The sequence below is a fragment of the Streptococcus sp. ELY_137 genome (assembly GCF_058314515.1).
Genome location: NZ_JBZFUL010000005.1, coordinates 77,501 through 90,528 on the forward strand (window position 1 = coordinate 77,501; position 13,028 = coordinate 90,528).

A 13,028-nucleotide genomic window follows, 5' to 3' on the forward strand; every position below is an offset into this window, starting at 1 on the left:
CCTGGCAAGGGAGACGAAAAGGGTTAGAAAACAGGAAAAGGATAGAAGGCGGTACTTGCAAGTTTGCCCAGAGCTCGCTTGTTTGGGAGATAAGCCTGCTTGGCTTAGTTTGGCCGTCGAGTTTTATAGGATAACAGCTTATATTTTTATGTAGGCAAAAATTAAAAATAAATAAGGAGGGTGACATGGCAATTACAGCACTCGATATTAAAGACAAAACTTTCCACACTAAATTTCGCGGTTACAATGAACGTGAGGTTGATGCCTTTCTCGACGATATCGTTGATGGCTTTGAGGAATTAACTCATAAAAATCGTGAATTAGACACAAAACTGAAAAACCTTGAAGAAAAATTAGTTTACTTTGAAGAAATGAAGGAATCCCTGAGTCAATCTGTTATCTTGGCTCAGGAAACTGCTGAAAAAGTTAAATTCTCAGCAAATACACAGGCGACAAACCTACTCAGTAAAGCGAACTATGATGCCAATCAACTGATTGATGAGGCTAAAACACGTGCTAATAAGATTTTGCGCGATGCAACTGATGAAGCCAAGGCTGTTGCTATTGAGACAGAAGCTTTGAAACGTCAAAGTCGAGTTTTCCACCAACGCTTGCTTAGCACCATCGAAGGTCAGTTGAATATGATCAATTCGCAAGAATGGAATGACCTCTTGCAACCGACAGCAGTTTACCTACAAAATTCAGATGAAGCCTTCAAGGAAGTTGTAGAAAAAGTTTTAGATGACAATCAAGTCTTAACGAGTGCTGGCACAACGGTGCAGACAGCTGCAGATTCTGACTCTGCTGATGATGCAACTCGTCAATTTACAGAATCAGAAATGGCTGAATTGCAACGCCGTGTTGAAGAGAGTAACCGTATCCTTGAAGAAACACAAAAATTAGATTTGGGAGAAATTTCAGCCGCTATTGATGCAGCTGATGATAATAACTCGAAAACGGATCTGAATAGTCCAATTCAGGATACATCCGAAATGTCAGCTAGTGAGTTAGCTGGTGGTGAGGCTCAAACCTTTAAATTAAATATTCAAGACTAATGAAAATACAATAAGGCGCTTATATTTCCAGCGAGCAGGTGTCGGTGCAAGTCCTGTATTCCCTAACCGTTCTTGTTATCATTTCACAGTTTTTCTGCCCCAATAAAATTAGTAAGGCAGAAGGTTGATAACCTTATCATCGCAAGAGGGACTGGATGCTTTTATCCAGTCCAAAGTAAGGTGGTACCACGAGCTCTCGTCCTTTGCGATGAGGGCTTTTTATTTTATAATATCTTACTTAAAATGTTTTAAGGGATTTCTTGATAGATAAGGCAAGCCTATGCTCAAAGGATCCTGGCTGCTATCTACTTTTGTTAGTGTATCATTTTAGAAGGAGTAATCATGAAACTAAAAGAAACTTTGAATCTTGGGAAAACCGCTTTTCCTATGCGAGCAGGTCTTCCTAATAAGGAACCTCAGTGGCAGGCAGCTTGGTTGGAAGCTGATGTTTACGGGAAACGTCAAGCCTTAAATGCCAATAAACCGGCCTTTTTCCTCCACGACGGCCCGCCCTATGCTAATGGTAATATCCATGTTGGACATGCTATGAACCATATTTCTAAAGACATTATCATCCGCGCTAAGTCTATGATGGGTTTTCGTGCTCCCTATAATCCAGGTTGGGATACGCATGGACTGCCTATCGAGCAAGTTTTAGCCAAAAAGGGTGTTAAACGTAAGGAGCTAGACCGTGCTGAATATCTAAAGATGTGTCGTGATTATGCCCTTTCCCAAGTGGATAAACAGCGTGAGGATTTTAAACGCCTCGGAATGTCGGCCGATTGGGACAATCCCTATGTAACCTTGACGCCTGACTATGAAGCAGCTCAGATTCGTGTCTTCGGGGCTATGGCAGATAAGGGCTATATCTATCGTGGAGCCAAGCCAGTTTACTGGTCCTGGTCATCAGAATCAGCTCTGGCTGAAGCTGAGATTGAGTATCATGATCTCGTTTCTACCTCACTCTTTTATGCCAATAAAGTCACCGACGGTAAGGGAATTTTGGATACTGACACCTATATCGTTGTTTGGACAACAACACCATTTACAATCACAGCTTCTCGCGGTTTGACAGTCGGGGCTGACTTTGTATATGCGACTGTCAAAGTTGTTGGTGATGATCGTAAATTTATCGTAGCTGAAGAATTACTCCCAAGTTTGGCGGACAAATTTGGCTGGGAAGCTTATGAAGTCATTGAGCGTCACGATGGTTCAGAATTGGAATATATCAAAACCGCCCATCCGTGGGATAGCCATGTTGAAGAACTTGTCATGGTTGGAGACCACGTTACACTGGATTCCGGTACAGGAATTGTCCACACGGCTCCTGGCTTTGGTGAAGATGACTATAATGTCGGTATTAAATATGGACTCGAAGTTTCTGTAACAGTTGATAGTCGCGGTATCATGACGCAAGAAGCAGGGGATGACTTCCAAGGTCAATTCTATGACAAGGTCCTGCCAACTGTCCTTGAAAAGTTAGGTGATCTTCTTCTTGCACAAGAAGAGATCACTCACTCCTATCCATTTGACTGGCGGACTAAGAAGCCGATCATCTGGCGGGCTGTTCCCCAATGGTTTGCTTCTGTTTCTAAATTCCGTCAAGAAATTCTTGATGAGATTGAAAAAACGGAATTTAATCCATCATGGGGGAAAACGCGCCTCTACAATATGATCCGCGACCGTGGTGATTGGGTTATTTCGCGTCAGCGCGCTTGGGGTGTTCCCCTCCCAATCTTCTATGCAGAAGATGGTACAGCTATCATGACTAAGGATGTGACAGATCATGTGGCTGACCTCTTTGCTGAATATGGTTCAGTCATCTGGTGGGAGTGGTCTGCTAAAGCTCTTTTGCCAGAAAGCTATACCCACCCAGGTTCACCAAATGGTGAATTTACCAAAGAAACGGATATCATGGATGTCTGGTTCGACTCTGGATCCTCTTGGAATGGCGTCATGAACCAGCGTGAAGGTCTCGGTTATCCAGCTGATCTTTATTTGGAAGGATCTGACCAGTATCGTGGTTGGTTCAATTCATCCTTGATTACCTCAGTTGCGGTTAACGGCCATGCGCCTTACAAAGCTATCTTATCACAAGGGTTCGTACTTGATGGTAAAGGTGAAAAGATGTCTAAATCACTTGGTAACACTATCCTTCCGAGTGATGTTGAAAAACAATTCGGCGCTGAAATCCTACGCCTCTGGGTAACAACTGTAGATACCAGCAATGATGTTCGTATTTCTATGGATATTTTGAAGCAGACCTCCGAAAGCTATCGTAAGATTCGCAATACACTTCGCTTCTTGGTGGCGAATACATCTGACTTTAAAAAAGAGGATACGCTTGCTTATGAGGAACTTCGCCCGGTTGATCAATATGTGACTATCAAGTTCAACAATTTGGTTGCAACTATACGAGAGGCTTACAATCAATACGATTTTATGGCTGTTTATAAGGCAGTTAATAATTTCTTGACAGTTGACTTATCAGCGTTCTACTTAGATTTTGCTAAAGATGTTGTCTATATTGAGGCAGCGGACAGTCATGTTCGCCACCAGATGCAAACTGTCTTCTATGATATTTTAGTAAAAATCACCAAGCTATTGACACCAATTCTGCCTCATACTGCTGAAGAAATTTGGTCCTATTTAGATCAAGAATCTGAGGATTTTGTCCAATTAGCTGAGATGCCAGAAGCTCAAACCTTCGCAGGTCAAGAGCAGGTTCTTGAAAGATGGGAAGCCTTTATGGCCCTTCGTACCCAGGCGCAAAAAGCCTTGGAAGAAGCTCGCAATGACAAGTTAATTGGCAAGTCCTTGGAAGCTCACTTGACAATCTATGCTGATCAAGAAACACTGACTCTTCTTGAGAGCCTTCAAAGCGATATCGCTCAGCTTCTGATTGTCTCACAATTAACAGTGACTGACCAAACAGCACCAGCTGATGCTGTCAGCTTTGATGGTATAGCCTTTAGTGTTGAACATGCAGCTGGAGCAGTTTGTGACCGTTGCCGTCGCACAGATGAAACTACTAAGGAACGTTCTTATGGCGTAACCATCTGTGACCACTGTGCAGAAATTATCGAAAGCAATTTCCCAGAAGCTGTCGCCCAAGGTTTTGAAGTGCAAGCAAAATAACTGTGGATAACTAAATAACGGCTTATTTTCAGCTGTTGTGAGTGGCCTACAACGAAACACGAGAGAAAATAAGATTATACTCCCCTTATAGTAAACAGTGAGAAAGCAAAAATTCACTAGAAACTATAAGGGGCTTTTTCATATAGCGAATTGTTAAAATACTTTGAAATTTCTGCTGATTATCCCTTAGGTTTGTAAAGTGGACAATACCATTTGTGAAGCAATAAGGGAGACTTCATTCTATAGTGTGGATATTTGGGACCTGTTGAATTCTTACTCACTGGCAAAGCAGAAGCTAACTGGAATTAATTTTAGTTAGCTTTTTTGGTAACCTAAAAGGAACCGACCAAATGTAATCAATTCCTTGTTTTTTGTAAATTATGAGATTAGGCCAACGATTAAAACTGTCTCAAATAGAGTTTCTTGTTCAATAATCCTTTAGTTGTCAGTCAATGGCAGTGTAATAGTGACAACAAGACCCGGCTGGTTATCAGTGAAGCTAATTTTACCGTGATGAAGGGAAATGACTTGTTTAGTGATGATGGTTCCCATGCCGTGGGTATCGTAGTTGCGGGATTTCTGGTTGAGTTCGCGAATTTTCTCAGTGCTAATCTGCCCATTATCACGAATCAGCAACAGGGCTTGCTGATTGTTAAGAGTCAGGGACAGACTTAGCTGAGGCTTATTGTTATGCGTAAGGCTGTTAAGGAGCAGGTTATTAACTGCACGAGTTAACAGGGTCTTGTTTCCAGAAATCACGGTCGCCTCGTCTGGTAGATCGAAGGTCAAGTCTAGGTCTTCGTAGGTATTGTAAAGGTCTGCAATGACTTGTCTAAGCAGGCCATTGAGATCAAAGCTGGTCATCTCCTGCTCAATATCTTGGTTTTCTAGGAGATAACTCATGTTTAGATTGGAAATGATGTGTTCCATCTTATGGATATTAGCCTCGATCTGTCGGGTCTGTTTGTTGCTGCCATTAAGATTCTCTAACTGACTGGTGTAACCTAAAATAAGAGTCAGGGGATTGCGCAAATCATGGCTAATACCACGAATCCAATGGTTGCGTGTATCCTTGTTTTTTATGAGAAGCTGGGAGGTCTGGTTGAGAGCAGTTTTAATTTCAGACAGGTTGCCACCTTCATCAAGAGCGATGGGCTGGTTATCAGACAAGTCTGACAAGGCCTGAGTAATGGGCTTGAATTCTCTGCGAAAGCGCCACTGAGAACGAAGATAGATAAGGAGCAAAATCACGAGGATGCCTAAGAAAATACCTAAAGATAGCTTAGCAATATCAAAGAAATTTTGTGCATTGTAATAATTGGCTGGAAATTTAGCGTAGGCGCCTTTAGGGTATCCTATGATAAGCAGTTTCTTGCCTACTACAAAGGTAAAGACAGGATAGTCGTCCAGATACCAGCGTGACGCACGCGCAATATCTGCCATGCCATAGCGATGGTTGAGTTTGTCTGGCAACTGATAGGACTGCTTAATCTCTCCCTCTTCAGACAGCAGCATGAACCAGATCTTTTGCTTGTCTAAGACCTTCTTATTCTGAGCGGTTAAGGTCAGTTTGTCATGACTGATGAGAGTCTGCGCTAGAGTAGTAGGTTCTTCAGCCCTCTGTCTCATATTGTCAATGATATGAGAACTACCAAATAAAAAGATAAAAATAGCAGTAACTCCCAGAAAAACCACGGTCGCAAAATAGGTCAGCAAGACTTTGGAAAAATATTTAAAAGTTGTCATCTAATTCACCCGCAACTGGTAGCCCAGTCCTTTAATGGTAATCAAGTGGACAGGTTTGGAAGGGTTAGCCTCGATCTTCTGCCGTACCTTACGGATGTGCGCCATGAGCGTATTTTCATAACCCTGATAATTGTTGCCCCAGACCTTGCTCAAGAGCTGGTCAAAAGTGACGATTTTATTTTTGTGGTCGTAAAGGACCTTAAGCAGGCTATATTCCTTAGCGGTCAGTGGGATTTCCCCGTCTTTTCTGAGAATGGCTGCACGCTCAAAATCAATCTGGCAGGCACTTAGTTCGACTAGCTCATCCTGCTGGGGATAGCTACGCCTGAGAATGGACAGCAGACGCAGCTCCAGCTCTTTAGGGCGAAAAGGTTTGACGATGTAGTCATCCGCTCCCAGCTCAAAGCCTTGGTATTGCTTTTCAATGTCAGACACTGCCGACAGGAAAAGGACTGGCATAGCAGAAGTCTTTCGGATTTCTTTTAACACCTCAAAGCCAGAACCATCCGGCAGCATGATATCTAAAATGGCCAAGTCAAACGATTCCTTTTCCAGAAGATCTAAAGCTTCTTTTTTACTCGCTGCAGTGGTTAGCTGCTTAAATCCTGCAATGGACAGACTTTCTGTAACCATATCTAAGATATCAGAATTATCATCTAAAATGAGTAGTTTTCTGTCTTTTTCGCTCATATCTCTTACCTCAAACCTAGTATAGCATAATCAAAAGGGTGGCTCTGCTATTTTCCAAAAAATTAAGGAAGAAGTAAGGAGAGCAACAAGGAGAGATAAGGTGGGGACACTATACTAGAGGTATCAATGGGGAAAACCAACAATCGAAAAGGAGACTGTCATGAGCGACTATATTATTGAAACGGATCATCTAAGTAAGGATTTCACTGGAGAATTATCTGTCAATCAGCTGTCTATCCATGTCAAGAAAAACGAAATTTATGGCTTCCTTGGACCAAATGGTGCTGGAAAGTCAACAACAATGAAAATGTTTCTGGGGCTTTTACAACCAACCCAAGGCTCAATCAAATTATTTGGCAAAGAGTTTTCTAATAATCAAATTGCCGTATTGTCAGATGTAGGATCCCTCATTGAAGAGCCTTCTTATTATGCCAATCTGACCGGCTATGAAAATTTACAAATCATTCAGCGCTTACTCAAACTGCCCAAAGAAAATATTGACAAGGTGCTGAAGATTGTCAAGCTTTACGATCAAAAGGATAAGTTGGTTAAAAATTACTCATTGGGTATGAAGCAGCGGTTAGGAATTGCCTTAGCCATTGTCAAATTTCCTAAATTATTAATTCTAGATGAGCCAACCAACGGACTGGACCCTGCTGGTATTCAGGAAATCCGCGAACTCATCAAGTCCCTGCCACAAAAATACGACATGACGATCATTATTTCCAGCCACATTCTATCAGAGATTGAACAGATGGCTACGACTGTTGGTATTATCAATAAAGGAACGCTACTTTTTGAAGGGGATCTCACTGACCTTGAAGAAGATGAAAAATACCTTTTTGAGACTAGTGATGATGCAGCAGCTAAACAACTGCTAATAAGTAAAGGTTTTGAACTAGAGGAAAATCAGAGCTTGGTACTTAAGGATTATAACAAGAGCAATATTGCAACAGCTGTCAAATTTTTGGTGGCAAATGACGTTGATATTTACCAAGTTCGCATGATTCGTAAATCATTGGAAGAGGTCTTCCTTGATATGACAGGACGTGAAGGAGGTGTCTTGTAATGCTCAATCTACGCTTAGAATTTACCAAATTAAAAAGGCGCTCTTTCTTGCTGTCCTTGATTGTCATTGTTGTTATAGAATTAGTCTGGAGCAGTCTAATTATCAATCATGAGTTGCCGGAAACGCGGGAGGCCCACAACGCCATCTTTGACATGGCTTATATGAACGACCTTATCCTTCCGATTTTTCTTGCTGTTTTGGCCTCTAGATTACTGGAGATGGAGCATTTGGGTAAGACATTTAAAATGTTGCAAACCAGCAATGAAAGTCCTTGGCAACTTTTTAGGGCTAAACTAACCTTGATGGCCGCTTTTGCCTTTGTAGTCAGTTTGCTACAAAATATCTTTTTAAAATTCATTATCCAAGCTGCACAAGTCCAGGTAACACTCACTCAATTAAGTCTCTCTTTACTGACAACTTTTTTAGTCTGTATTTTCTTATCTTGCCTTCATCTATGTTTGGCTTTTATCTATGAAAAAGCAAGTGTGACGGTAGTAACAGGCCTAATTGGTGCCTTTCTATCATTTGTTGGTATTGGTGCTTTGCCTTTGCCTATTCGTTTCTTTGTTCCGTGGCAATACTTCTCTATGATGGGAATTGCTAAGCGAATAACAGGAGCCCACACCTACCTTTTCCAATACGATAGTAGCTATCCTTTTAAATTAGTTATTCTGCTGCTTATCATACTTTTAACTCTCCTTGTCAGTAAAAAGATCATCGGAAAGGCGGATTTATTATGATGGCATTTGAATTTAAAAAAATCAGGAAAAGCGCTATTCCGATAATACTTATCTTCTTCAATCTTGTCGGAACCTTATTGGGAACAATGCTATTCGCCCTTAATCGCAAGTACCTTATTGATGGGACAGAAGCTCTTATCCTCTGGGGGCAAACGGTTTTCTACGCCTCACAAATTTTCACTCCTATTTTGATTGGAATCATCTGTTCTATCTCTTGTCAATTTGAAGAAACTAATAAAAACTGGCAGCGGCTCTTGAGCATTCCCGTCACACCTAGCCGCATTATTTTAGCAAAAATCGCTAGCTTATCAGTGGTTATGGCTATCAGCCAATTATTGGTACTCTGCTTTTATATGCTTAGTGCTGTCGTTTTGAAAGTACCCTTTGTGACTTATCTGACAGACTTTTTATTCTGGTCCATTACAGGATGGCTGGCGACCGTTACTATTGTTACCATTCAAGTTTTTATCAGTATTCGCCGGAAAAATTTTGCAGTACCCATTCTTATCTCAGCTATTTTGGCAATGGCAGGTCTTATGACTCTCTTTGTTGGGAATAGTCTATTTACTATCTTTCCCTATACTCAAGTTGCAGTAGGCCTCCGATCTCGCGATTTAGCACCTTTTCCCTTGTCAGAATTAGCCTTGTTCTTAGGGCTCAATGCCCTTTACATTATTCTCTTTTATGGTTTAGCAGTCAGACAGCTTAGAAAACGTTTCATTTAGGTGGTTTGTTTAAAAAGGATTAAACAAAGTTTGCTCTGCCATTTTGCAAAAAATTAAAGGAGGCAGCCTAAGGATTGTTCTTCGGGAATGAAACATCACTTAGCTCTTAATTCCGCTTTGATACAAAACTGCTATTATTAGACGAGTAAACAAATGGTTTGGCTCCAGCAGGAATTCACAAAATTCGGAAATTGATCATTAGACTAACTAAATCAGTGTGAACCCTGTTATAAGGTAACTATATCTGAGACAAGCTTTGTCAAGAAGTATTGCCAAGTTTTTGAGTTAGTAAGACAGGCCAACTGTAGTGAGCGGTCATATAACTAAGTACGAGAGGGAACCAAATTGATTCTCTCTTTTCTACTATTTATCAAAGATAATGCGACTTTCCAGTCCCTAAATTTTTTCTGGAGATTTTTTAGAGATTTATTAATGCATAAGCGACATTAAGGATGCAGAGTTTGGAGGGCTCACAGACTTTAAATACTGGTTTAGAATTGGGGAGTAGCTTGTGGGTCTATACTCGTGATTAGCTCAATAAATCCTCTCCTCCTAGAAATAAAAAAGAGGAAGCAAACTGGCGTCTACATTCCTCATTAATAAAAAATACCGCTCGTTTGGGCGGTAACTGGCTATAATCTCAGATCCACTTTAATTTATTATTGGAATTGAGATTTCAATCAACTTTTCTGTATGACTCGATTTGATTTGATCGGGAATAACGATATCCGGATTAATTTTGCGCTTGAAGAAGAACTCACGGATCTTCTCAATTTCTTCATCTTTAATAGCACGATGACGATTTGAAATCAAGAGCTCATAATGACCAGGTGCTTTAGAAAAAATAACATCACTGTTGCCGGCCGAATACACCTCAACTAACTTAGCGTCAGTATTGCGCAGCTGGTTGCGAACAAGATCAGGATGGCTACTTGTAGTATTGATAAGTCTCATGACTATCCTCCTTAAGGGATTTGCATATTACCATTATAGCACGATTTTATTAAAATGGCGGTGCTTGATTATTTTTTATAAACCCTTTTCCACTGCTCAACCCCCCATTTATGGCTTCCTCGCTTAAGCTTACTGACTGCTTCATCAATTGAAAACCAAGCTAGATTATTAAAATCTTCTAAGGGTTTGCCTGTATCTACAAAGTCTGTAACTTCATAGATGTAGGCCGGATTATAAAAATAAGTGTCTCGATGACTGGAATAGAAGTATTCATCAGCCTGGCCGTAATAAGTTCCGAACCGAGCTGTAAAGCCTAGCTCTTCAATCAATTCACGGCTGAGAGCCTGAAGATGGTCTTCACCCTCTTCAATTTCACCCCCCGGTAAAAACCAAGCGCCGTTAGGAGCTTGCACCAAGATAATTTTTGTCTGGTTTGGATTAGGTATGACAGCATAGACACCGTAACGGCTAACGTAGTCTTTACCAGTAATTTTTTCTCCATAAGTAGGGTTAGTCATTCTATTGCCTCGTCTCTAATTAGTTTATACTGATTATACCAAGAAAACGGCCTGAAAACATTTCAGACCGTTTAAGTTTTACAATGATTTATTCTGCAAGGGAAGCTTCTTCCTTAAGGGGGGAATCTTCATCCTTCTTAGCCCCCTTGATAGTGATTTTACCATTAGAAGTCATGACAGCCTTGAAATGCTTTTCATTTGGATTATCGAGATAAAAATCGGTAATCGCATCTTCAATATGCTCCTGAATGGTACGACGCAAAGGTCTCGCCCCCATCTTAGGATCATAGCCAAGATCAACTAATTTTTCTTTAACCTTAGCTGTGACATCAAGATGGAGTCCATTGGTAGCTAGACGATTATTAACATCTTCCAGCATCAAATCAACAATCGTCAGTAAGTTTTCCTTACTGAGGGCTTGGAATTCAACGATACCATCGAAACGGTTCATAAATTCTGGACTAAAGAAGTTACCCAACTCTCCCAGAACGGAATTAGTACGACCCTCACGAGCCGCTCCAAACCCGACTGAAGCTTCCACTTTACCAGTACCAGCATTTGAAGTCATGATGATAATAGTATCTTTGAAGCTGACTGTACGGCCTTGACCGTCTGTCAGACGACCATCATCCAGCACCTGCAAGAACATATGCATGACATCTGGGTGAGCTTTTTCGACTTCGTCTAAAAGGATAAGCGAATAAGGATTGCGGCGAACTTGTTCAGTTAATTGACCAGCTTCTTCGTAGCCAACGTATCCTGGAGGAGCTCCAACTAGCTTAGCTACGGCATGTTTTTCCATATATTCAGACATGTCGAAACGGATCATACTGTCGGCAGAACCAAAGAGTTCAATCGCCAACTGTTTGGACAGCTCAGTCTTACCAACGCCGGTTGGGCCGACAAAAAGGAAACTACCAATAGGACGATTCGGAGCTCCCAGACCGACACGGTTACGGCGAATGGCTTTGGCAATCTTATCAACAGCAGCATCTTGACCGATAACATGAGATTTCAAATCATCTGCTAGGTTGACCAACTGAGATTGCTCTTTTTCTTTCAAATCACCGACAGGAATATTGGTCTTTTCTTCCACAATTGCTTCGATATGCTTTTCAGTGATAACCGGAATATCTTGATCCGATAATTGCTGAGCCTGCATTTCTTTATATTTAGCAATTTGATCGCGGAAATAGGCTGCTTTTTCAAAGTCTTCTTCACGTGTAGCCTGTGCCTTGAGATTTTCCGCCTCAACTAAACGCTTGTCGATATCCTTAGGATCGACAAAGTTGAGTGTTAAATTCATCTTGGAGCCGGCCTCATCCAAAAGGTCAATAGCCTTATCAGGCAAGAAGCGATCTTGGATGTAGCGGTTAGAAAGAACGGCAGCCGCTTCAATAGCGTCATCTGTGTACTTAACATGATGATAATCCTGATATTTAGGCTGAATACCGCGTAAAATCGTAATGGTCTCTTCAACAGACGGTTCGTCAACCTTAACTGGCTGCATCCGTCGTTCAAGTGCAGCATCTTTCTCAATAATTCGATATTCATTGAGCGTGGTAGCTCCGACTAGTTGCAGATCACCGCGGGCAAGAGCCGGTTTCAGGATATTGCCTGCATCCATACTGCCATCGGTTGTTCCTCCAGCCCCAACAATTTCATGGATTTCATCAATAAAGAGAATCACATCTTGGCGCTGACGGATTTCTTCCATCAACTTTTGCATGCGTTCTTCAAATTGCCCTCGGATACCTGTTCCTTGTACTAGACTGACAACATCCAAACGGATAACCTGTTTGTTTTGTAGTTTCTGAGGAACATTGCCATCGACAATTTTTTGAGCTAAGCCCTCGACGACAGCAGTCTTACCTACACCGGGTTCCCCGATCAAAACCGGATTGTTTTTTGTCCGACGGTTGAGGATTTCAATTACTCGCACGATCTCTTGGTCGCGCCCAATAACAGGATCAATATCACCGCGACGGGCAATGTCTGTGACGTTAATACCAAATTCCTCCAAGATTCCTTGAGGTTGCTGAGGTGCTTGGGGCTGCGGACGGCGTCTGCGGTTGTTGCCGCCTCCACTGTTGTTGCCATTTCCATTGCCGCCTGATCTACCAGCTTCTGTTTGAGGAGCGTTAGGCAGTTCTTGGTTAAAGGCGCGAAAATTGTTTAAATCACCAAAGAAATCATCAAAGAAAGAATCCATGGATTGGTTAGTGGGGTTACTATTGAGAATATTTTCTGGATCGGCTTTCATAATCTGGTAGCAGTTCTGGCAGAGATCAATCTGCTTTTGCTGCCCGTTGACATTTGTGTATAGATGTATGCTAGCATCGTTAAGTTGACAATTTTGACATAACATAGGATTACCTCCAATCTGACTGATT

General features: G+C 41.5%; 10 protein-coding genes. 5 read left to right on the forward strand and 5 right to left on the reverse strand.

Annotation, left to right across the window (positions count from 1 at the left end; translation table 11 throughout):
* Positions 1–185 precede the first annotated feature (185 nt).
* Positions 186–1,055, forward strand: coding sequence for a DivIVA domain-containing protein (locus AC4HAO_RS05345; protein WP_447451571.1), 870 nt, complete (start codon positions 186–188; stop codon positions 1,053–1,055).
* 342 nt (positions 1,056–1,397) lie between these two features.
* On the forward strand, positions 1,398–4,193 hold the full coding sequence (gene ileS / locus AC4HAO_RS05350) for an isoleucine--tRNA ligase (protein ID WP_491134794.1): 2,796 nt from the start codon (positions 1,398–1,400) through the stop codon (positions 4,191–4,193).
* Between the two features lie 438 nt (positions 4,194–4,631).
* On the opposite strand, the gene AC4HAO_RS05355 is transcribed toward ileS, so the two are convergent.
* Positions 4,632–5,939, reverse strand: coding sequence for a sensor histidine kinase (locus tag AC4HAO_RS05355; protein WP_491134795.1), 1,308 nt, complete (start codon positions 5,937–5,939; stop codon positions 4,632–4,634).
* The gene (locus tag AC4HAO_RS05360) at positions 5,940–6,629 is read right to left on the reverse strand and encodes a response regulator transcription factor (protein ID WP_491134796.1); all 690 of its coding nucleotides are present in this window, start codon (positions 6,627–6,629) and stop codon (positions 5,940–5,942) included.
* Between the two features lie 160 nt (positions 6,630–6,789).
* On the opposite strand from AC4HAO_RS05360, the gene AC4HAO_RS05365 reads away from it, so the two are divergent.
* From AC4HAO_RS05365 to AC4HAO_RS05375, 3 genes are read left to right on the forward strand one after another with little or no spacing between them, the layout of a single operon-like run.
* Positions 6,790–7,698, forward strand: a complete 909-nt coding sequence (locus AC4HAO_RS05365) for an ABC transporter ATP-binding protein (RefSeq protein ID WP_491134797.1) — start codon at positions 6,790–6,792, stop codon at positions 7,696–7,698.
* Positions 7,698–8,438 carry an ABC transporter permease gene (locus AC4HAO_RS05370; RefSeq protein ID WP_491134798.1) on the forward strand — a complete coding sequence of 247 codons (741 nt, stop codon included), beginning with the start codon at positions 7,698–7,700 and terminating at the stop codon, positions 8,436–8,438. The genes AC4HAO_RS05365 and AC4HAO_RS05370 overlap by 1 nt, the downstream gene beginning before the upstream one ends.
* Entirely contained in the window at positions 8,435–9,163 is a 729-nt protein-coding gene (locus AC4HAO_RS05375; protein WP_491134799.1) for an ABC transporter permease, read from the forward strand. Before AC4HAO_RS05370 ends, AC4HAO_RS05375 begins: the two co-directional genes overlap by 4 nt.
* A gap of 651 nt (positions 9,164–9,814) precedes the next feature.
* Here the strand turns inward: AC4HAO_RS05375 and AC4HAO_RS05380 are convergent.
* From AC4HAO_RS05380 to AC4HAO_RS05390, 3 genes are all read right to left on the reverse strand, one after another.
* Positions 9,815–10,117 carry a DUF1827 family protein gene (locus AC4HAO_RS05380; protein WP_491134800.1) on the reverse strand — a complete coding sequence of 101 codons (303 nt, stop codon included), beginning with the start codon at positions 10,115–10,117 and terminating at the stop codon, positions 9,815–9,817.
* 68 nt (positions 10,118–10,185) lie between these two features.
* Entirely contained in the window at positions 10,186–10,635 is a 450-nt protein-coding gene (locus tag AC4HAO_RS05385) for an NUDIX hydrolase (protein WP_447451568.1), read from the reverse strand.
* Positions 10,636–10,723: 88 nt separating this feature from the next.
* Entirely contained in the window at positions 10,724–13,003 is a 2,280-nt protein-coding gene (locus AC4HAO_RS05390; protein WP_491134801.1) for an ATP-dependent Clp protease ATP-binding subunit, read from the reverse strand.
* Positions 13,004–13,028: the final 25 nt, after the last annotated feature.

Coding starts and splice junctions, on each gene's coding strand:
- AC4HAO_RS05345 (WP_447451571.1), top strand. CDS start 186: ATGGCAATTACAGCACTCGATATTAAAGACAAAACTTTCCACACTAAA.
- ileS (WP_491134794.1), top strand. CDS start 1,398: ATGAAACTAAAAGAAACTTTGAATCTTGGGAAAACCGCTTTTCCTATG.
- AC4HAO_RS05355 (WP_491134795.1), bottom strand. CDS start 5,939: ATGACAACTTTTAAATATTTTTCCAAAGTCTTGCTGACCTATTTTGCG.
- AC4HAO_RS05360 (WP_491134796.1), bottom strand. CDS start 6,629: ATGAGCGAAAAAGACAGAAAACTACTCATTTTAGATGATAATTCTGAT.
- AC4HAO_RS05365 (WP_491134797.1), top strand. CDS start 6,790: ATGAGCGACTATATTATTGAAACGGATCATCTAAGTAAGGATTTCACT.
- AC4HAO_RS05370 (WP_491134798.1), top strand. CDS start 7,698: ATGCTCAATCTACGCTTAGAATTTACCAAATTAAAAAGGCGCTCTTTC.
- AC4HAO_RS05375 (WP_491134799.1), top strand. CDS start 8,435: ATGATGGCATTTGAATTTAAAAAAATCAGGAAAAGCGCTATTCCGATA.
- AC4HAO_RS05380 (WP_491134800.1), bottom strand. CDS start 10,117: ATGAGACTTATCAATACTACAAGTAGCCATCCTGATCTTGTTCGCAAC.
- AC4HAO_RS05385 (WP_447451568.1), bottom strand. CDS start 10,635: ATGACTAACCCTACTTATGGAGAAAAAATTACTGGTAAAGACTACGTT.
- AC4HAO_RS05390 (WP_491134801.1), bottom strand. CDS start 13,003: ATGTTATGTCAAAATTGTCAACTTAACGATGCTAGCATACATCTATAC.